Source organism: Cryobacterium sp. Y62, from assembly GCF_002929785.1.
In the GTDB taxonomy this organism is placed as follows: Bacteria; Actinomycetota; Actinomycetes; order Actinomycetales; family Microbacteriaceae; genus Cryobacterium.
The window spans coordinates 67,710-86,666 of sequence record NZ_PJJK01000115.1 but is presented as its reverse complement, the minus strand read 5'-3'; the positions used below and the strand labels follow the sequence as shown (position 1 = coordinate 86,666).

General features: G+C 66.1%; 19 protein-coding genes and 1 pseudogene. 10 read left to right on the top strand and 10 right to left on the bottom strand.

All coding sequences use genetic code 11. The features are described from left to right. The first annotated feature begins 35 nt into the window (after positions 1–35). Both CXY71_RS14600 and CXY71_RS14595 read left to right on the top strand, forming a co-directional pair. Positions 36–2,924, top strand: a complete 2,889-nt coding sequence (locus tag CXY71_RS14600; protein ID WP_233204652.1) for an alpha/beta fold hydrolase — start codon at positions 36–38, stop codon at positions 2,922–2,924. Positions 2,925–2,948: 24 nt separating this feature from the next. Further along, positions 2,949–3,938, top strand: coding sequence for an NAD(P)-dependent oxidoreductase (locus CXY71_RS14595; protein ID WP_104136787.1), 990 nt, complete (start codon positions 2,949–2,951; stop codon positions 3,936–3,938). Between the two features lie 230 nt (positions 3,939–4,168). Here the strand turns inward: CXY71_RS14595 and CXY71_RS14590 are convergent, their stop codons facing one another. The 3 genes from CXY71_RS14590 to CXY71_RS14580 form a co-directional block, all read right to left on the bottom strand. Continuing rightward, positions 4,169–4,531, bottom strand: a complete 363-nt coding sequence (locus CXY71_RS14590) for a GntR family transcriptional regulator (protein ID WP_368665888.1) — start codon at positions 4,529–4,531, stop codon at positions 4,169–4,171. After that, entirely contained in the window at positions 4,528–5,520 is a 993-nt protein-coding gene (locus CXY71_RS14585) for a hypothetical protein (RefSeq protein ID WP_146072841.1), read from the bottom strand. The genes CXY71_RS14590 and CXY71_RS14585 overlap by 4 nt, the downstream gene beginning before the upstream one ends. A 145-nt stretch (positions 5,521–5,665) precedes the next feature. After that, a complete protein-coding gene (locus tag CXY71_RS14580; RefSeq protein ID WP_233198201.1) occupies positions 5,666–6,040 on the bottom strand; it encodes a GntR family transcriptional regulator in 375 nt (124 codons plus the stop codon). A 169-nt stretch (positions 6,041–6,209) separates the two neighbouring features. On the opposite strand from CXY71_RS14580, the gene CXY71_RS14575 reads away from it, so the two are divergent. After that, on the top strand, positions 6,210–6,980 hold the full coding sequence (locus CXY71_RS14575) for an ABC transporter permease (RefSeq protein ID WP_104136781.1): 771 nt from the start codon (positions 6,210–6,212) through the stop codon (positions 6,978–6,980). A 9-nt stretch (positions 6,981–6,989) separates the two neighbouring features. Here CXY71_RS14575 and CXY71_RS14570 read toward each other — a convergent pair whose 3' ends face one another. Then, entirely contained in the window at positions 6,990–7,427 is a 438-nt protein-coding gene (locus CXY71_RS14570; RefSeq protein ID WP_104136778.1) for an Lrp/AsnC family transcriptional regulator, read from the bottom strand. A 226-nt stretch (positions 7,428–7,653) separates the two neighbouring features. On the opposite strand from CXY71_RS14570, the gene ddaH reads away from it, so the two are divergent. The 6 genes and pseudogenes from ddaH (at position 7,654) to CXY71_RS22690 (ending at position 11,438) form a co-directional block, all read left to right on the top strand. After that, positions 7,654–8,508, top strand: a complete 855-nt coding sequence (gene ddaH, locus CXY71_RS14565) for a dimethylargininase (RefSeq protein ID WP_104136774.1) — start codon at positions 7,654–7,656, stop codon at positions 8,506–8,508. A 44-nt stretch (positions 8,509–8,552) separates the two neighbouring features. After that, positions 8,553–9,809 (top strand): ornithine--oxo-acid transaminase, encoded by a 1,257-nt coding sequence (rocD, locus tag CXY71_RS14560; protein WP_104136942.1) that lies wholly within the window; start codon positions 8,553–8,555, stop codon positions 9,807–9,809. A gap of 40 nt (positions 9,810–9,849) precedes the next feature. Then, the gene (locus CXY71_RS14555; RefSeq protein WP_104136771.1) at positions 9,850–10,812 is read left to right on the top strand and encodes an acetylxylan esterase; all 963 of its coding nucleotides are present in this window, start codon (positions 9,850–9,852) and stop codon (positions 10,810–10,812) included. Between the two features lie 53 nt (positions 10,813–10,865). Continuing rightward, positions 10,866–11,072 carry a ribbon-helix-helix protein, CopG family gene (locus tag CXY71_RS14550; protein ID WP_233198200.1) on the top strand — a complete coding sequence of 69 codons (207 nt, stop codon included), beginning with the start codon at positions 10,866–10,868 and terminating at the stop codon, positions 11,070–11,072. After that, a pseudogene (locus CXY71_RS22695) lies at positions 11,069–11,245 on the top strand (death-on-curing protein); the annotation flags it as partial. The gene CXY71_RS14550 and the pseudogene CXY71_RS22695, both read left to right, overlap by 4 nt. Positions 11,246–11,264: 19 nt before the next feature. Then, positions 11,265–11,438 (top strand): hypothetical protein, encoded by a 174-nt coding sequence (locus CXY71_RS22690; protein WP_368665892.1) that lies wholly within the window; start codon positions 11,265–11,267, stop codon positions 11,436–11,438. 46 nt (positions 11,439–11,484) lie between these two features. Here CXY71_RS22690 and CXY71_RS14540 read toward each other — a convergent pair whose 3' ends face one another. The 4 genes from CXY71_RS14540 to CXY71_RS14525 form a co-directional block, all read right to left on the bottom strand. After that, positions 11,485–12,909 (bottom strand): alpha-hydroxy acid oxidase, encoded by a 1,425-nt coding sequence (locus tag CXY71_RS14540; RefSeq protein WP_104136768.1) that lies wholly within the window; start codon positions 12,907–12,909, stop codon positions 11,485–11,487. A 12-nt stretch (positions 12,910–12,921) separates the two neighbouring features. Continuing rightward, positions 12,922–13,623, bottom strand: a complete 702-nt coding sequence (locus CXY71_RS14535) for a FadR/GntR family transcriptional regulator (protein WP_104136766.1) — start codon at positions 13,621–13,623, stop codon at positions 12,922–12,924. Between the two features lie 278 nt (positions 13,624–13,901). Continuing rightward, the gene (locus tag CXY71_RS14530; protein WP_104136763.1) at positions 13,902–14,231 is read right to left on the bottom strand and encodes a metal-sulfur cluster assembly factor; all 330 of its coding nucleotides are present in this window, start codon (positions 14,229–14,231) and stop codon (positions 13,902–13,904) included. A 40-nt stretch (positions 14,232–14,271) separates the two neighbouring features. After that, positions 14,272–15,201, bottom strand: coding sequence for a 2-hydroxyacid dehydrogenase (locus CXY71_RS14525; RefSeq protein ID WP_104136760.1), 930 nt, complete (start codon positions 15,199–15,201; stop codon positions 14,272–14,274). A gap of 196 nt (positions 15,202–15,397) precedes the next feature. On the opposite strand from CXY71_RS14525, the gene CXY71_RS14520 reads away from it, so the two are divergent. Beyond that, a complete protein-coding gene (locus CXY71_RS14520; protein ID WP_104136758.1) occupies positions 15,398–16,864 on the top strand; it encodes a peptide MFS transporter in 1,467 nt (488 codons plus the stop codon). A 146-nt stretch (positions 16,865–17,010) separates the two neighbouring features. On the opposite strand, the gene CXY71_RS14515 is transcribed toward CXY71_RS14520, so the two are convergent. Continuing rightward, entirely contained in the window at positions 17,011–18,438 is a 1,428-nt protein-coding gene (locus tag CXY71_RS14515) for an MFS transporter (RefSeq protein ID WP_199184318.1), read from the bottom strand. After that, entirely contained in the window at positions 18,435–18,908 is a 474-nt protein-coding gene (locus tag CXY71_RS14510) for a MarR family winged helix-turn-helix transcriptional regulator (RefSeq protein WP_104136936.1), read from the bottom strand. The genes CXY71_RS14515 and CXY71_RS14510 overlap by 4 nt, the downstream gene beginning before the upstream one ends. Positions 18,909–18,957: the final 49 nt, after the last annotated feature.

The following is an 18,957-nucleotide window of genomic DNA, read 5'->3' as shown; positions in this document are numbered from 1 at the left end:
TGTAACCCTGCTCGAACCCGCTCAGAAATGGCCCTGTGACTGATACCCGAACCTCCCGTCGTCTGTCTCGCACCGTTTCGGCTCCGGCGGCACTGCCGCCGGTCGGGCTGGCGGGCCTCGACCCGGAGTGGTCCCAGCTGGTCGAGGTTGCCGAGAGCAATTCAACGGGAGAGCTGCGGCACGGCTGGCACCTGCTCGACAACGGCCCGCAGCTCGACGCGCTCGGCGTGATTGCGGTCGGAACGATTCTGTGCGTGCACGGCAACCCGACCTGGTCCTACCTGTGGCGCAGCCTGCTGTCGTCGGCAACGGATGCCGCGGCGTCGGGTGCGCCCGCCTGGCGCGTGATCGCCGTCGACCAGCTCGACATGGGTTTTTCCGAGCGCACCGGAGGTTTTCGCCCACTGGCCCGCCGGGTGCAGGACCTCGGCGACCTCACCGACGCCCTCGACTTGGCCGGGCCGGTCATCACCCTCGGCCATGACTGGGGAGGAGTGGTCTCGCTCGGCTGGGCCGTCGACCACCCCGAGCTGCTGGCCGGGGTCATGCTGCTCAATACGGCGGTGCATCAGTGCGCTGGCGTTCCGATTCCGGCGCCGTTGCGGCTCGCTCTCGGTCGTGGAATTCTCGGTCCGGCGACCGTGGCGACGCCGGCTTTTCTGGCCACGACGCTGGCGTTGGCGCATCCGTCGCTATCGAATGAGGTCAAGCGCGGCTACCGAGCGCCGTACCTGACGAGTGCTCGGCGCGGGGGAATCGGCGGGTTCGTCGCCGACATTCCGGTCGCGCTAAGCCACGAAAGTCGGCCCGAACTCGACCGCATAGCGGAGGGCGCACGCGCCCTCACGGTGCCGACATTGCTGCTCTGGGGTCCACGCGACCCGATCTTTAGCGACCGCTACCTCGACGACCTGGTCGAGCGGATGCCGCACGCCCAAGTGCACCGGTTCGAGGGCGCTGGGCATCTGCTGGCCGAGGACGCGGACTACGCTGCCGCCGCGCTGCTCTGGCTTGGTGACGCCGTCTCGGGGAGTGAGGCCGCCTCGTCGGCTGCGCCCCTGTCGTTGGTCGAGCTTGCCGAGACCGCCAGAGGGGGATCGCAAGCCGCGTGGGAAGTCGCGGGGACGCATCCACTTTGGTATTACCTCGACGAGCTGCAATGCTCCGACGAGATCGCCCTCGTTGATATGCAGCCGGCGGCCCCGCGCACCGTCAGCTGGCGCTTGCTGTCGCGGCGTGTGCGCCAGATCGCGGCCGGTCTCGTCTTCATCGGCGTTAAGCCCGGCGACCGCGTCTCGCTCCTGGTTCCGCCGAGCGCAGACCTCACCGCGGTGCTCTACGCCTGCGTGCGCATCGGCGCGATCGTCGTCGTAGCGGATGCCGGCCTCGGCCTCCCCGGCCTCACTCGCGCCGTGCGCGGCGCCCGCCCTGACTGCGTCATCGGAGCCGCTCCCGGCCTCATGGCCGCCCGCGCTCTCGGCTGGCCCGGACGCAAGATCTCGACAGCGCGTTTTCCGGCACCGATGGCCGCACTCCTGAGCATCGAGCACACCCTCGCCGAGCTGACCAGGCTGGGTCAGGCGCGCCTCGACGCCGGCGACGCACTCCCGACCGAGCCCGCGCCGACCGACGCGGCGGCCGTGCTGTTCACCTCCGGATCGACCGGGCCGGCCAAGGGCGTCGTCTATACGCACGGCCAGCTCTCCGCCGTGAGCAATGCCCTCTTTCTGCAATACGGAGTTGGCGTCGGAACCGGTCTCGTCGCCGGATTCGCTCCGTTCGCCCTGCTCGGCCCGGCCCTCGGCGCCCGCTCGGTCACGCCCGACATGGACGTCACCGCCCCCAAGACCCTCACGGCCACCGCGGTTGCTGCCGCCGTCGCCGCCATCGACGCCACCGTTGTCTTCCTTTCGCCCGCCGCGCTCGTGAACGTCGTTGCGACCGCCGGCGCGCTCACCCCCACCGATCACGCGGCCCTCGCCGGGGTGCAGCGTTTTCTCTCGGCCGGCGCCCCAATCTCCGAGAGCCTGCTCACCCAGGCCGCGGCGCTCATGCCGCAAGCGACCGCGCACACCCCGTACGGCATGACCGAGGGCCTGCTGATGGCCGACATCACGCTCGAGGGCATTCGGGCTGCTGCTGCGAGTGTTTCGATGCCTTGCAGAACGGATGCCGCAGCGCACGACGACGAGCTGGCCCCGTCCGCTGCCTCGAAACCTGAGACGGTGGTCCCGGCAAGTTCAACCAGCGGAGATGGAGAGACCGCGCCGATCGCGATGCCGACTGCGACCACTGTGAACCCGGCCGGGGGAGTCTGCGTCGGGGCCTCGACACAAACCACGCGCATCCGGATCAGCGCGCTCGACGCGAGTGGGGCATCCGTTGGTGAATTGTCGGAGCAGCCCGACGTGACCGGTGAGATCGTCGTGTCGGCGCCGCACGTCAAGGACCACTACGACCGGCTCTGGCTCACCGAGCGGGCCTCGCGCCGCGGCGCCGTGCCCGGCGAACGCTGGCATCGAACCGGTGACGTCGGTCACCTCGACAGCGCAGGCCGCCTCTGGGTCGAGGGCCGCATGCCGCATGTCATCGTGACGGCTGACGGCGTTGTCACCCCGGTCGGTCCGGAGCAGCGCATCGAAACGCTGCCCGACGTTGCTCGGGCGGCCTTCATCGGCGTCGGCCCGGTCGGCACCCAGCAGCAGGTCGCCGTGATCGAAACCGTGCCGCCGGCCAGCCGCATGCACCGGGCATCCGTGCCGCTCGCCGCCGCAGTGCGCTCCGCTGTCGGCTCGCCGGTCGCCGCCGTGCTCGTCGTGCCCGGCCTGCCCACCGATATTCGGCACAACTCCAAGATCGACCGCAGCCGGCTTTCGCGTTGGGCGACCGGCATTCTCTCTGGTGGTCGCTGGGTCAAGCCATGAAAGCCAAGCCATGAAAGCCAAATCATGAAAGTACTTGTGACTGGAGCCAGCGGATTTCTCGGCCGTGCCGTCGCCGCCAGCATCAGCGCGGCCGGGCACGAGGTGCGAACCTTTCAGCGGCGGTCGTCCGGCCTGACGGGCGTCGAAGACGTGCACGGCTCCATCACGACTGTCGCCGACACACCCTACGCCGGTCTCGCCTACGCCGTGAGCGGTATGGACGCGGTCGTACACCTGGCTGCAAAGGTCTCGCTCACCGGTGACCCGGCCGAGTTCGAGGCGGTGAATGTCGGCGGCACCCACACCGTTGTGCAGGCTGCGCAGCAGGCTGGCGTTTCCCGTTTCGTCTACGTTTCATCGCCATCCGTAGCCCACGCTGGCAGCTCTATCATGGGTTCCGATGCACTGCCGGCCTCGCCGAAACACGCTCGTGGCGATTACGCCCGTACCAAGGCGCGCGCCGAGCTGCTCGCGCTCGCTGCCGATGCTCCCAAGTTCCGTGTGGTCGCTGTGCGTCCGCACCTGGTCTGGGGTCCCGGCGATACCCAGCTGGTTGAGCGCATCGTCGACCGTGCGCGCTCAGGTCGGCTGCCGTTGCTTGGCCACGGCGCTGCGCTGATCGACACGACCTACGTCGATAACGCGGCCTCGGCCATTCACGCCGCGCTCGACGCGGCTGCCTCCGTGCACGGCCAGAGTTACGTGATCACCAACGGGGAACCGCGCCCGGTCGCGGACATCCTCGCCGGAATCTGCGGCGCGGCCAACGTGGCGGCACCGACCTGGCGGGTGCCGGCATCCGCTGCCCGCGGTGTCGGCTCGCTCATCGAGGCCATCTGGCGGCGTCGCCCGGGTGTCGACGAGCCACCGATGACCCGGTTTCTGGCCGAACAGCTCTCGACGGCGCACTGGTTCGACCAGCGCCGCACTCGCGCCGACCTGGGCTGGACCCCCGCGGTCTCCCTCGACGAGGGCTTCGAGCGTCTTGCCGCGCACTATCGCGCTCGCCTCTAGCTGCGCCGGGCTGCCTCAGCAGTTCGACCGGGCGCGGGCCTGGTCGGTTTGTGCGGCGGTGTGCACGCGAGTGTTGCCGGCCTGCGGCGGGCCGCGCGCCTACGAGCGGATACCGTAGGCCTCGTACGCAACCGCGGAGATTTCCGGCCCCAGCCTCGAAAACTGCGCGTTGGGCGCACATTGCGCCCGAATTTCCGCAGTTATGTGCGGCCCTACCCGAAGCCCAGCCGCTATGCGCGAAACCCGAGGGCCGCGCGCGCGAACCCGAGCGCCTCTGCGGGGGCCACGCCGAGCTTGCGCGCCCGGTCGGCGAACGCGGCGGCGGCGGCCTGCACCTGTTGCTGGGTAGCGTTGCCACTTGCGGCGATGAAGGATCCGTTGCGGCCGCGCGTCTCGATGACCTTGTCGCGCTCGAGCTCGCGGTAGGCGCGGGCCACGGTATTGGTGGCGAGCCCCAAATCCTCGGCGAGCTTGCGTACGGTCGGCAGCTTGTCCCCGGGGGTCAGATCACCCGCGCGAACAGCGGCGAGTACCTGCACCCGCAACTGTTCGTAGGGCGGTGTGGCGGAACGCGGATCGACCAGCAGCATCATGCCGAGGTCTTCTCGCGGCTGTCCTCATCGGGCAAGTTATGGGCGGATGGGCCGCGCCGGCGCCGGATTAGCTCGGCGGCTGTCTCGGGCCACATTCGGCGTAGGTAGTGCGTGGTGCTGCGATTGCGCAAGCTCGTCACGCTCCAACCGATCAGGGCGAAGACCAGCACCGGCCCCACGATCGCGAAGGAATCAACCAGGACCTCCCCGACCGAACCGGGCTCCGGCAGGTCAATCGCGTCACTCAGTGACAGAAACAACACGCAGGTGCTGACGGCGGCGATAATGCCCGGGATTCCGATCAGGCTGCGCAGGGTGGTACTGCGAAAGGCATCGCTCCAAGCCAGTTCGATGAATGTGCTGGCCGGTTGGCCGCGGCCGAGCAGCGCGCCGGCAGCCGCCCAGGTCAGCAGGCTCGCTGCGGCCGCGAGGGCCAGCAAGAGTCCGGCCGGCCAGAGAATTGTACGCACCGAAACGTCATCGAACACTTGCTCCGGGTTGATCGCGATGACCCCGAGCACGGCAACATAGCCGAGGGTAGCCAGCGCCAGAAAGCTTAGCGAAAACGTGCGGTCGAGCGGCGTGACGTAATCGGCCAACCGGGGCAACAGGCTGCGTGCGAGTCGCGGCGCGTCGGGAACCGGGGTGAAGGCCACACGCGAATCATTGAGGATGAGGGCGATTGTCGACGTAACCGTCATCGCTACCCCGACCAGAAGCCCGTTCCATAGGCTCTCGCTGCCGTCCATTGCGACGAGTACCGCCGCTCCGACGACGAGTCCCACCATCGATCCGACCACTCCGGCACGTTCGCGGCGGTAAAGTCGGCGCGACAGCTCGGGAACAATTTCGGGCACCAACGCGAGCCCGACCTGCTGGGAGTAGGCGTGAAGCATTCGTTTGCGCGGTTCGGCCCGCGAGATATAGGCCAAACGGATGCCGAGACCCGCCATTGCCAACGCTGCCAGAATCACTAAGATCGGATTCACGAAACCCTCCTTTTGTGTGCGTTTTGTACCAGAGTAGCAATACAAACCAGCGGGGCAATCGACGCTCGGCAGAAAAAGCTGTCGCGGCCGTGCCTAACCGCAGAAACTTCGCTCCAACGTACCCAGAAGAGTGCAGCCGAGACGCTCAGGCGCGCGGACGTTCCAGAGCTTCGGTGACGAGAGCGAGCGCCTCCTCCTGGCTCAGCCCGAGCTGCTGAATGCGAGCGGCGAACGATGCGGCCGCAGCCTGGGCTTGCCGCGCCGCCGCATCGCCATTGGGAGCGATGAATGACCCGAATCGGCCGCGGGTTTCGATGACGGCGTCACGCTCTAGCTCACGATAGGCGCGGGCGACCGTGTTCGTGGCCAGGCCGAGTTCAGCGGCGAGGGCCCGCACGGTCGGCAGGCGAGTGTCGTGGGCGAGTTCGCCGGAGCGCACGGCCGCAATCACCTGACTGCGTAACTGCTCAAAGGGCGGCGTACTCGACTGGGAATCAATGGCGATAAAAGAAGCGGGCACGGAACCCTCCGTTCGACGTTAGGAACAATTTTGCCCCGCCATAACGGATGCTGCAACAGCATACCGTTGGTACGTTCCTCCAGAATATCCAAGAGACCGGGTGAATGAGTGCCTCAGCGTTCTTGAAGCAACGTTCGTGAGGCCGCGGCGGCTCGGTAGGCTCGATCCCATGACCTTTCCGGCCAATCTACCCGCTCAACTGGCCGGGCTACTGCCGACCCTGGTCGGTGTCGTGCTGCTTCTGGCGGTGGTCGTGACGGTGCTGCGTGGTTACCGCACGCAGCATCCGTTCGCGCCGGCGCTGGCCCTGCTGCGCGGCACCCTGCAGCTGGCCGCGATCAGCCTGATTCTCAGCGGAATCATCAACGATCCGCTCTGGGTCGGTGTCGGACTGCTCGTCATGTTCGCGGCGGCCGTTGGCACGGTGACCCGGCGGATCGGCTTCAACCGGCGCCATTTGGTGCGGGTTGCCGCGGCGATGGGGCTCGGCGTTGTTGTCACGCTGACGATCGTGTTCACGACCGGAGCGATTGAATTTTCACCGCGCTACGTTCTCGCGATCGGTGGCATCATCATCGGCAATGCCATGTCGATCGCGACGCTGAGCGGACGGCGCTTCACCGAAGCGGTCGGCGATCACTGGGACGAGGTTGAGGGCTGGCTCGCGCTCGGCGCCACACCCGGTCAGTCCACCCGGGAACTCGCTCGGCAAGCGGTCTATTTCGCCATTCTCCCGTCAACGGATCAGACCAAGACCACGGGGCTGGTCACCCTCCCGGGGGCGTTCGTCGGCGCGCTTTTCGGGGGAGCCTCGCCGCTCGAGGCCGGGCGGTTTCAGATCGTCGTGCTCGCTGGCATCCTCTGCGCCGGGTCGATCGCTGCAGTGACGCTGCTGCACCTGGTCGCTCCCGTGCGTCAAAAGCCCGTCCCTGCTGCTTGACCTCCGTCGTTACCCGACCGAACGGTGGATCAGACGGGACAAGACGATCGCGCTGCGGGTGTGGTCGACGTTGGGCGCGAGGCGCACCTTTTCGAGGGCCGCCTCGAGGCCTGGAATGTCCCGGGCACGAATGTGTACCATGGCATCGGCGCTTCCGGTGATCGTTCCGGCATCGACCACCTCCGGCACGCCGGAGAGAATGCGCAAGAGTTCGTCGGGGGCGACGGTGCCTCGGCAGAACAGCTCGACGTAGGCTTCGGTGCTCATGCCGTCGACAGCCGGATCAACCTGAATGGTGAAGCTGCGAATGACCTTGTCGGCCACGAGCCGATCGACGCGCCGTTTCACAGCGGATGCCGACAAACCCACGACGGATCCGATGTCACCGTAGCCGGCTCGTGCGTTCTGGCGCAGCAGGTCGAGAATGCTGTGGTCTAGGTTGTCCATGGACCGAGTCTAAGCGACTGCTGTACGCAAATGTGCGTTCCGATGGTCATTCTCGAAGATTTATTGCGCAGATCAGCGTGAAACGTTGAATCGTGCTGTGTGAGACTAAGACTGGCGTCCCGGAATGATCGCAAGTCAATCGCGCCGGGCTCTCGTGAGCGACCTGGTCCGCCATCCACCCTACGTTTCTCGGGTTGTCAGGCCCGCTAAACGACGAAGGAGCTTCATGTCGATCAACTCTCCCGCCCCCGTTCTCGCTGCAGAAGCCACCGTTCCGGTGCGCACCGCCACCAAGCGCACTATTCTCATGTGCAAGCCGCAATTCTTCACCGTGGTATACCGCATCAACCCGTGGATGGACCCGGCCGTGCCCACCGACACTTCGCTCGCCGTCGCGCAGTGGCAGACCCTGTACGACACCTACGTCGGTCTCGGCTACGACGTGCAGCTGATCGAACCGATCGACGGACTGCCCGACATGGTCTACGCGGCCAACGGTGGATTCGTCATCGACAACCAGGCCTACGGTGCCAAGTTCACCCACGTGCAGCGCCAGCCCGAGGGCCCCGCCTACATGCGCTGGTTCGGCGCCAACGGTTTCGACGTGCGCGTGCCGGTCGAGACCAACGAGGGTGAGGGCGATTTTTTGCTGGTCGGCGACGTGATTCTGGCCGGCACCGGCTTTCGCAGCGACTCGAACAGCCATGCAGAGCTCTCGGTCATCGCTGGCCGCCCGGTCATCACCCTGCGCCTGATCAACCCAAGCTTCTACCACCTCGACACCGCCGTCGCCGTGCTCGACGACAGCAACATCGCGTACCTTCCGAGCGCGTTCGACGCGGAAAGCCTCGCGATTTTGCAGGAACGTTATCCCGACGCGATCATCGTCACCGAAGAGGATGCATCCATCCTCGGCCTCAACTCCTACTCCGACGGGTACAACGTCGTCATCGCCGCCCGTGCCAAGGACTTCGAACGCCAGCTGCGTGCCCGCGGCTACAACCCGATCGGCGTCGACCTGTCCGAGCTGCTGCTCGGCGGCGGCGGCGTGAAGTGCTGCACACTCGAGCTGCGCCGATGACCGCGCCCACTCATACCGCGACAACGAACCTGAAGGAGAACGACATGACGACGAATCTGACCGACGCACCCACAGCATCCGTTTCGCCGGAAGCAGCCGCACTCATCGCCCAGGAAAGCGTGCACGCCGCGCACAATTACCACCCCCTCGAGGTCGTCGTCGCCTCCGGTGACGGTGCCTGGGTAACGGATGTTGCCGGTCACCGCTTTCTGGATTGCCTCGCCGCGTACTCCGCCGTGAACTTCGGACACTCCAACCCGGTGCTGCTTGACGCGGCCCGCGCGCAGCTTGGCCGTATCACCCTCACCAGCCGTGCCTTCTACAATGACCAGCTCGGCCCGTTCGTGACCGCGCTCGCCGAACTGGCCGGCAAAGACATGGTGCTGCCGATGAACACCGGCGCCGAAGCGGTCGAATCGGGCATCAAGGTCGCCCGCGCCTGGGGCTACCGGGTGAAGGGTGTCGCGCCCGATCAGGCCAACATTATCGTCGCCGCCGGAAACTTTCACGGACGCACCACGACCATCATCAGCTTCTCCGACGACGAGTTGGCCCGCGCTGACTTTGGTCCGTTCACTCCCGGTTTTCGCACCGTGCCCTACGGCGACGCCGCGGCGCTCGAGGCTGCGATCGACGAGAACACCGTCGCCGTGCTGCTCGAACCCATTCAGGGCGAGGCCGGGATTGTCGTGCCACCGGCGGCATACCTGCCGACCGTGCGGGAGATCACCACGCGCCTGGGCGTGCTGTTCATCGCCGATGAGATTCAGTCCGGCCTCGGTCGCACTGGCTCGACCTTCGCCTGCGATCTGGTGGGCGTTGTTCCCGACCTGTACCTGCTCGGCAAGGCGCTCGGCGGCGGAATCGTGCCGCTGTCGGCGGTCGTCGGCAACACCGACGTTCTCGGAGTGCTACATCCCGGCGAGCACGGCTCGACTTTCGGCGGCAACCCGCTGGCCGCCGCAGTGGGCCTGGCCGTCGTGAAAATGCTGGCCACGGGAGAATACCAGCAGCGCGCGACCGAGCTCGGCACGCGCCTGCACGCCGGGCTCTCGGCGCTGATCGGCCACGGCGTGGTCGAGGTACGCGGCGTCGGGCTCTGGGCCGGCATCGACATCGATCCCGCGCTGGCCCCGGGCCGCGTCGTCTGCGAAGCCCTCCTCGCCCGCGGCGTACTCGCCAAAGACACGCACGGCTCGACCATTCGCCTCGCCCCGCCGATCGTGGTCTCCGCCGACGACGTGGACTGGGCCGTCGAGCAACTGCGCCTTGTGTTGGTCGACCTCACCGCCGCCAAGTAGGCGCCCGGGCTCGGGGCCGAGCGGCCGTAGGCTGGCAGGCATGTACACCGACCTGCCCGAAGCCGAACTCCTCGCCTACCGCAGCGGCCAGGCCGACCCGCGTGACTTCGACGCGTTCTGGGCCGACACCCTCGCCGAGGCCGAGAGCCATCCGCTCAATGTCACCGTGACTCCGGTCGATGCCGGTCTGCAAACGCTCGACGTATTCGACGTGACTTTTGCCGGCTTCGGCGGACAACCGATCAAAGCCTGGCTGCGCGTTCCCGCCGGTGCCAGCGGTCCGCTGCCGACCATCGTGCAGTTTCACGGCTATGGCGGGGGACGTGGGCAGGGTTTCCAAAACTTATTGTGGGCATCCGCCGGGTACGCGCACTTCGAGATGGATGTGCGCGGGCAGGGCTTCAACGGTAGCACCGGCGATACCGCCGACGCTGCGGGGAGCGGCCCGCAGGTGCCGGGTTTCATGACCCGCGGTATCGACTCGCGCGAGACCTATTACTACCGCCGCCTGTTCACCGACGCCGTGCGTGCTGTGTCGGCGGCCCGCAGCCTCGCGCTCGTCGACGAAGCCCGGGTGGGCGTGGTCGGCACCAGTCAGGGCGGTGGGATCGCGCTCGCCGTGGCCGGACTGGTGCCCAATCTAGCCGCGGTCGTCGCGCGGGTGCCATTTCTCTGTGACTTTCCGCGAGCATCCGTCGTCACCGACGCTATGCCCTACCGCGAGCTCGGCCAATACCTCGCCACGAATCGGCTGAAGGTAGCGCGGGTGCACGACGTGCTCTCCTACTTCGACGGCGTGAACTTCGCCAAGCGCGCCAGCGCGCCGGTGACGATGACGGCCGCGCTGATGGACCCGATCTGCCCGCCGTCGACCGTGTTCGCGGCCTACAACAACTATGCCGGACCGAAGCAGATCACGGTCTGGCCCTACAACGGGCACGAGGGCGGCGCCTGGGAGGACGACGCTCTCGCCCTGCGGGCGTTCGGCGAATATCTCGCCTGAACCAGTCTCAAGAAGGATCTTGCTACCCAAACCGGGCCTACTACCATTTTGGTATGGCTATCAATGTGCGCATCCCGGAGGAACTCGATCGTCAGCTCGAAGAGCTCGCGACGGCACAACACGTATCGAAGCACGCACTGCTCCTGCAGGGCGCAACCCTGGTTGTCGATCGCTACTCGCGTCGAGATGAAATCGAGTCGGGCCTGCAGTTCGTGCTGACCCACGACGCCGAGTTGCTGCAGCGGCTCGAAGACGCATGACGCGTTACCTGGAGGTCGCTGACGCGCTTCAGGTGAGTGAGCGGTACGGATTCTACGTCCAGGACGGCGGCCTGCTTGCGTCTGCGCTGGCACGGCCGTCTGCGTCCATGTTCGGAACGGATGCCTACGCGACCTTTGACCGCAAGGCCGCAGCCCTGCTCGAATCGCTCGTTCGCAATCATTGGCTCGTCGATGGAAACAAGCGCACCGGCTGGACCCTCATGGTGCTCTCTCTGGATCAACGGCTATGCCCACGATTTCACCGCCGACGAGGGTTTCGATTTCGTGATCGGCGTCGCAGAGGGAGTCATCGACCTCGACGAATCTGAACGCCGCCTCGCGGCGCATCGGGTCAAACGGCCATAAGCTGGCGGCGCAAACCCGGGCCAGGTTGCACCGCCCGCGGCTACGGCTATGCCGTCGGGGTCGCCTTCTTTGGCGCACGCTTCACCGGCGTGCCCGTGACGGCAGTGGATGCTCTGACGCTCTGTTTCGGCGCGGCGGCTGTGCGTACTGGAGCCTCGCGTACTGGGGCCCCGCGTACTGGAGCCTTGCGCACCGGCGCCTTCCGTGCCGGAACAGCCTCGGCCGAGGCGACCATCGGGGCGGCGACCGGCATCAGGCGGGCCAGTTGCGTCACGTGCCCGGGGTTCAGCTCTTCGAGCGAGTTCACGCCGAGCAGCCGCATCGTGCGGCTGACCTGCTCCGACAGAATCTGAATGGTGCGGTCGACGCCGGCCTCGCCGCCGGCCATCAAGCCGTAGAGGTAGGCGCGGCCGATCATGGTGAAGCGCGCACCGAGCGCGACGGAGGCCACGATGTCGGCTCCTGACATGATGCCAGTGTCGAGGTGCACCTCGGTGTGCGCACCGACCTCACGCGCGACCTGCGGCAGCAGGTGGAACGGAATCGGCGCCCGATCAAGTTGGCGGCCACCGTGGTTCGAAAGCGTGATGCCGTCGACGCCAAGATCGACGAGGCGCTTGGCGTCCTGAAGATTCTGCACACCCTTGACGACGACCTTGCCCGGCCACTGCGCCTTGATCCAGGCGAGGTCCTCGAAGTCCACGGTCGGGTCGAACATCGTGTCGAGCAGGTCGGCGACGGTGCCGCTCCAACGGTCAAGGCTCGCGAAGGCGAGCGGTTCGGTGGTGAGAAAGTTGATCCACCACTCCGGGCGCGGCAGCGCGTTGACGACCGTGCCGAGCGTGAGCGCCGGCGGAATCGAGAAACCATTGCGCTTGTCCCGCAGCCGAGCACCTGCCACGGGCACATCGACGGTCACCAGAAGCGTGTCGAAACCGGCCTTCGCGGCCCGATCGACCAACGCCATCGAGCGGTCGCGGTCCTTCCACATGTACAGCTGAAACCAGTTGCGGCCGCTCGGGTTGGCGGCCTTCACATCTTCGATCGAGGTCGTGCCCATGGTCGACAGCGCAAAGGGGATTCCGGCCCTGGCCGCCGCGTGCGCCCCGGCGATCTCACCCTCGGTCTGCATCATGCGGGTGAATCCGGTCGGCGCGATGCCGAACGGTTGTGCGACCGGGCCGCCGAGCACGTCCCACCCGGTCGAAACGGTCGACACGTCGCGCAGAATCGAGGGGTGAAACTCGATGTCTTCAAAGGCCTGGCGGGCCCGGCCGAGCGAGATTTCGGCTTCGGCGGCGCCCTCGGTGTAGTCGAAGGCTGCCTTCGGGGTGCGCTTCTGGGCGATCGCGCGCAGATCGGCGATCGTGAGCGCCGCAGCGAGTCGGCGCTTCCTCGCGTTGAACTCCGGGCTCTTGAATTTCATCAGCGGGGCGAGATCTTTAATCTTGGGGATGCGTCGTTGAACCATGGTCGTCCTTTTCTAGTGATCGCGCAGGTGGGTTTCGGCGTAGTAACCGGAGATGTGGGTGTGCATCGCAAGGCGGGCGGCATCCGCTTCACCGGCGAGAATGGCAGCGAGAATGCCGCGGTGCTCCAGCATCAGTCGAGCGGATGTTGCCGGCCAGCTCGGCAGGCCCGCCGCACCGGCCCGCGCGTACCCCTCGATCGCGCTGCGGAGGCCAGCCATGGTCGCCGTGACGACCTGGTTGCCGCTCGCTTCGGCGAGGGAGAGGTGGAACGCCGCGTCGAGGGCGAGAAATTCGGCTTCGGTGAGGGGCTGGCCTTCCATCGCGGTGAGGATCTGCACGGAGGAGGCCAGGTCGGGGGAATCACCGGTCGCGAGGTCGGTGACGATCGAGCCTTCGAGCACGAGTCGGGTTTTGACCACGTCGGCCACCGCAAAGCCCTGGGCCGCGACCTGCAGGCGCATGAGCGCGGACATGCCGCCGCCGGGTCGGGCGACGATGATCGCGCCCGCTGAGGGACCCGATCCGACCGCCGTGCGGATCAGACCGAGCACTTCGAGCACGCGCAGGGCCTCGCGCACGCTGGATCGGCCGACGCCGAGGTCGGCGGCAAGGGTGCGCTCGGGCGGTAAATGGTCCCCGGGACTGAGCCGACCGTCGAGCAGATCGCGTTCGACCGCGTCGAGTACGACCTGCCAGGCGCGTGGGGCGGTCATAGGGTCCTCTCGGTGACATGTGGTCTGACCACAGGTTACACGATCACCACCCGCTCGCGCGATAGGCAAATCCGTCAAAGCTCGGGAGCACCCGCTTGGTGCACACGCGCCTGGCCTGCCACCCGGGCGCACCAAGCAGCAGCGCGACGCGCGTCTCGCGCCGCCCAGGCGAATCAGGGCCGAGAGACGTCCGCCTCCACCGCGCGTGGGAATCAGTCATTTGTTCGCGAGAGCAGCACATGGCCGGGTTGCGCCAGCCGCGTAGACCGTGGGGGTACTTACATCCTCAGCCCAAGAGCGCTGATCATGCTGCGCCCGTCGTCGGTGATTTTGTCGGGAGTCCACGGCGGCATCCAGACCCAGTTGATCCGATGGCGTTCGACCACGCCGATGAGTGCCTGCTCGGTCTGTTCCGTGAGCACCTCTTGCTCGGGGCAGCCGGCCGAGGTGAGGGTCATTTGGATGACGAGCGTATCGGTGTCGTCGTCCCAGGCCAGGCCGTAGATCAGGCCGAGGTCAAAGACGTTGATGCCGATCTCGATATCCATAACGTTCTTGAGTGCTTCTTCGATGTCATCCAGGCGTGCCGGAGTGAGTGCTGAGACCATGTTCCCAGCCTACGGTCGCGGCGGGTCGCGCTCTGCCCGACTAACGCGTCAGCACGACGTTGACGGGGCTCTCGCCGCGCAGTATTCGCTCTATTTGGTGGCGAACGAGCAGGGCCATGCGTGGCAGCATCGCGCTTGAGGCGCCCCCAACGTGGGGGGAGATAATCACGTTCGGCAGCGCGAAAAGCGGATGCCCCGCCGGCAGCGGCTCCGGATCGGTCACGTCGAGCGCGAGCCGCAGGCGGCCGCTGGTGGCGTGTGCGAGTAGCGCATCCGTGTCGGCGACCTGACCGCGGGCAATGTTGACGAGCAAGCTACCGTCTTGCATTTGCGACAGGAAGGCGTCGTCGACCATGCCGGTGGTCTGCGTCGTGAGCGGCACGCCGACCACGACGATATCGGCCCTCGAAAGCAGCTCGGGTAGGGACTCGAAGCTATAGATCATGCCGCGCTCATCGTTGCGGGCCGTGCGGGCGACCCGGATGACGGTGGTTTCGAAGGCGAGCAGCCGAGTCTCAATGGCGTGGCCGACGCCGCCGTAGCCGAGCAGCAGAACGGTGCGATCGGCGAGGCTCGCATGGTGCGAGGGTGCCGCCCACGTACCGACATCGGCGGCGCGCACGAAGTCGGGAATGCCTCGCTGGGAGGCCAGGATGAGCGCGAGGGTGAGCTCGGCGGTAGAAGTTTCGTGCACGCTGGCCGCGTTGGCGTAGACGTGCCCGGCTGGCAGCACCCGGTCGACACCGTCGTAGCCGATGGACTGGCTCTGCACGAGCCTGGTATTGACTCCGGCGAGGTGGGCCAGCCGGTCGGTTTTGCCCATGTACGGCGTGACGACGATATCGATCTCGGGAACCGGTGCTGGGCCTTCCATCGCCCACTCGATGATCTCGACGCCGTCGGGCAGATCGCCGAGGGCGGCGCGCAGTTGGGGCTCGGGCAGGCTGACGCGCAGTATTTCGGGGCTCATCGGTCAAGCCTAGACCGACACCGATGCTGCGAGCACGACCGGAGAAATGCTCTGCTCAACAGCCGAGGGGCGGTGTGTAAGGCGGCGAGGTCGCCTGGGTCATCCCGTGCCCGTCTCAGGGATTCCGAGGAAGTGCTTTCTGCTCCGGCTGAAGCCGGACGATGTTCTCTCCGGGGGCGATTGATAATATTGGCGCATGAGCAAAGACGTTGATCACGCTGCTGTCCACGATGATCGAGCTTTCTTTGGACAACCGCGTTCGCTTGCCAACATCTTCGGCGTCGAGATGTGGGAACGTTTCTCCTTCTACGGCATGCAGGGCATTTTACTGTTGTACCTGTACTTTTCGGCGGCCGACGGCGGTCTCGGAATTGCACAGGCTACGGCGGCCGGCATCGTCGGCGCGTACGGTGGTGGGGTCTACCTCTCGACGATCCTCGGCGCTTGGATCGCCGATCGTCTCCTCGGCTCGGAGCGGGTGCTGTTCTACAGTGCCATCGTCATCATGCTTGGCCACATCGCCCTGGCCAGCGTGCCCGGAGTCGGTGGGCTGGCCGCCGGCCTTATCCTGGTGGCAGTTGGCAGCGGTGGACTCAAGGCGAACGCGACGTCCGTTGTTGGCACGCTCTATGCGTCGGATGACCCGCGGCGAGACGCGGGATTCTCACTGTTCTACCTCGGCATCAACCTCGGTGCGTTCGCCGGACCGATCCTCACCGGACTGTTGCAGACGACCGTCGGTTTCCACCTCGGGTTCGGCCTCGCTGCCGTTGGCATGGCAATCGGCCTCATCCAGTATTCTCTCGGCCGCAAGCGACTACCGGATGCCGCCCGGCGGGTTCCCGATCCCCTGCCGCGTTCACGTTGGTCCCGATACATCGTCCTTGCGATTCTGGCGCTCGGCGTCATCGTCGTGCTCGAGCTCACCGGAGTGATTACCGCGAGCAATTTGGTCACTATCGTGATCGCGCTGACGATCGTCGCAACGGTCGCCTACTTCGTGGTGATTCTTTCGAACCGCCATATCACGACCGTAGAGCGCAAACGGGTCTATGCCTTCATCCCGCTTTTTATTGCCAGCGCCGCGTTCTGGTCTCTGTACCAGCAGCAATTCACGGTCGTCACGATCTACTCGGACGAGCGACTCAACCGTGAGCTGTTCGGCTGGGAGATGCCGGTGTCCTGGGTGCAGTCCATCAACCCCGTTTTCATCATCGTGCTCTCCGGCATCTTTGCCGCCCTGTGGACCAAGTGGGGCTCGAGGCAGCCTTCCACGCCGATCAAGTTCGCGGTGGGAACCGCGGTGATGGGCGGTGCCTTCCTGCTGTTCCTGCCGTTCGCCGGCGGTGCCGCGAATTCGACGCCACTCCTGGCGATGATCGGAATCCTGCTGATCTTCACGGTTGCGGAGCTGCTGCTCTCACCGGTCGGGCTCTCCGTTGCTACCAAGCTCGCACCGGAGGTCTTCAAGACTCAGATGGTGGCGCTGTTCTTTCTTTCGGTCGCGCTCGGATCCGCCGTGTCGGGGGTGCTCGCCACCTGGTACGCGACGGCGCCGGAGCGACTCTATTTCGGTGTTCTCGGCGGCATCGCTATCATGCTGGGGCTCATGCTCGCCCTGATCGCGCGTCCGGTGCTGCGCCTGATGGGCGGGGTGCGCTAAGCCCTCCGGAGCGGTGAGTGCCCAGTCGGTGCCCTCGATAAAATAGCTGGCGCGATCACTGCGTCAAGCGAAATCTCGATCCGGCACTGACGCGTGCGGCTACCGTCTGAAATTGAGTTCCGGGCCCGGGCCCGGAACTCACAGGGCTAGCGCGGAACCGTCGCCTCGATGATTGCGATCTCCCGCGTGGCGGTCTCGCGATTGTGCTCGGCGGCGCGCTCTCGGCCCAGATCGGGCTCGTCGTCTGAGTTCGACCGCTCCAGCACGGCGGTTCCGCCGCGACGACTCGGCCGCACCGGCGGCACCTCGCGCCCGTCGCCAGCGTGCAGCACGCGCACCCTCGGCGCGGTGAACGGATGCACCTGCACCCGCAGTCGGCGATACCGCACCATCCAAAACAGCACGACCAGTGCGGCCAACAGGCCCGAGACCGCGGCGAGGCCGAGGGCCCAACGGGGGCCGAAGGCATCGGCTACCCAGCCGACGAGCGGGGCGCCGAGAGGAGTGCCGCCGACGAAGATTGCCATGTAGAGCGCCATCACGCGGCCGCGCATCTCGGGTCGGGTGGTTGTCTGTACGTAGGCGTTCGCGGTGGTCATGAGCGTCAGCGACGACAGGCCGACGAGGGTGAGAGAAATGGCGAAAGTGGCATATGTCGGCATGATGGCCGACAGCCCGCAGGCCAGACCGAACATGGCAGCACCCAGCACGACGAGACGCATCCGTGCGCGGCTGCGCCGGGCGGCGAGTAGTGCGCCGATGACGGCACCAATGGCCATGATCGAGCTGAGCAGACCGAACTCCGCTGCCCCCTGTCCGAACTCAATCGTCGCCATGGTCGAGGTGAAGATGGCAAAGTTGAGGCCGAAGGTGCCGATGAGAAAGACCGCAATCATGACGACGATGATGTCGCTCCTGCCGCGCACATAGCGAAAACCGGCCAGAAGCTGACCGCTTTCGCGGGAGATCTTCGGCTGGCGACGCAGCTGGTGGGTGCGCAGCAGCGTCATGGCGAAGACGGTCGCGGCGAAGGTGACCGCGTTGATCATGAAGACCCAGCCGGCGCCGACGGCGACCGTGAGCAGGCCGGCCGCGGCGGGACCGATCAGCCGTGCGCCGTGGAACGATGCCGAGTTGAGCGCGACAGCGTTCGAGAGTTGGTCTTCGGCGACGAGCTCAGAGACGAAGGCTTGACGGGCCGGCGCGTCGATGGCGGCGACGACGCCGAGACCGAAAGCGAACAGGTAGACATGCCAGAGCTGGGCGACCTCAAGCACGGTCAAAATGCCCAGGCCGAGGGCAAGCAGTCCCATCAGGGTCTGGGTGAGAATGAGTAGCTTGCGCCGGTTGAACCGATCGGCGATGAGGCCGGACCAAGGCATGAGCAGCAACTGCGGGCCGAGTTGCAGAGCCATGGTGAAGCCCACGGCTGTAGCGTCGTAGTCGGTGAGCTGGGTCAGCACGATCCAGTCCTGGGCGGTGCGCTGCATCCAGGTACCGATGTTCGACACCAGAGCCCCAGCGAACCAGATGCGATAATTGACGACGCTCAGCGAGCGAAACATGGCACTCAACTGTCGGCGAGCTCCTTCATGATCAGAGTTGCATCGGCGAGCACGCGGTGCTGTTCGGAGCTGAGCTGGGCAATGCGCTGCACCAGCCAGGCGTCTCGACGCTTGCGGGTTTCGGTCATCATCTCGGCACCGGCATCCGTTGTGCTGAGTACAATTTTGCGCCCGTCGAGGGTTGAATCGGTGCGGGTGACGAGACCGGCATCGACCAGGCATTTCACCGTGCGAGTCATCGACGGCGGGGTCACCCGCTCGAACTCGCTGAGTTCAGTCAGTGTGAGCGGGCCGTGAACGTAGAGCACGCCGAGCGCAGAGAACTGGCCGCTGCCGAGTTCGTTCTCAGCTTTCTCCTGGCGCAGCCGACGGGCGAGGCGGCCGTTCGCCAGGCGAAACTCGTGGCTGATTTCGGCGGTGTTGTGTGCCGCGGACGGCTGGGCCTTGATAGTGCTGAGGGCGGCGGTCTTCGGGTGCATGCGGGATTCCATATATCCTTAGCATAGCAAATTAGCCTTGCTAAGTACA

Coding starts and splice junctions, on each gene's coding strand:
- CXY71_RS14595 (WP_104136787.1), top strand. CDS start 2,949: ATGAAAGTACTTGTGACTGGAGCCAGCGGATTTCTCGGCCGTGCCGTC.
- CXY71_RS14590 (WP_368665888.1), bottom strand. CDS start 4,531: ATGATGCTGCTGGTCGATCCGCGTTCCGCCACACCGCCCTACGAACAG.
- CXY71_RS14575 (WP_104136781.1), top strand. CDS start 6,210: ATGACCTTTCCGGCCAATCTACCCGCTCAACTGGCCGGGCTACTGCCG.
- CXY71_RS14570 (WP_104136778.1), bottom strand. CDS start 7,427: ATGGACAACCTAGACCACAGCATTCTCGACCTGCTGCGCCAGAACGCA.
- ddaH (WP_104136774.1), top strand. CDS start 7,654: ATGTCGATCAACTCTCCCGCCCCCGTTCTCGCTGCAGAAGCCACCGTT.
- rocD (WP_104136942.1), top strand. CDS start 8,553: ATGACGACGAATCTGACCGACGCACCCACAGCATCCGTTTCGCCGGAA.
- CXY71_RS14555 (WP_104136771.1), top strand. CDS start 9,850: ATGTACACCGACCTGCCCGAAGCCGAACTCCTCGCCTACCGCAGCGGC.
- CXY71_RS14550 (WP_233198200.1), top strand. CDS start 10,866: ATGGCTATCAATGTGCGCATCCCGGAGGAACTCGATCGTCAGCTCGAA.
- CXY71_RS22690 (WP_368665892.1), top strand. CDS start 11,265: ATGGAAACAAGCGCACCGGCTGGACCCTCATGGTGCTCTCTCTGGATC.
- CXY71_RS14540 (WP_104136768.1), bottom strand. CDS start 12,909: ATGGTTCAACGACGCATCCCCAAGATTAAAGATCTCGCCCCGCTGATG.
- CXY71_RS14535 (WP_104136766.1), bottom strand. CDS start 13,623: ATGACCGCCCCACGCGCCTGGCAGGTCGTACTCGACGCGGTCGAACGC.
- CXY71_RS14530 (WP_104136763.1), bottom strand. CDS start 14,231: ATGGTCTCAGCACTCACTCCGGCACGCCTGGATGACATCGAAGAAGCA.
- CXY71_RS14525 (WP_104136760.1), bottom strand. CDS start 15,201: ATGAGCCCCGAAATACTGCGCGTCAGCCTGCCCGAGCCCCAACTGCGC.
- CXY71_RS14520 (WP_104136758.1), top strand. CDS start 15,398: ATGAGCAAAGACGTTGATCACGCTGCTGTCCACGATGATCGAGCTTTC.
- CXY71_RS14510 (WP_104136936.1), bottom strand. CDS start 18,908: ATGCACCCGAAGACCGCCGCCCTCAGCACTATCAAGGCCCAGCCGTCC.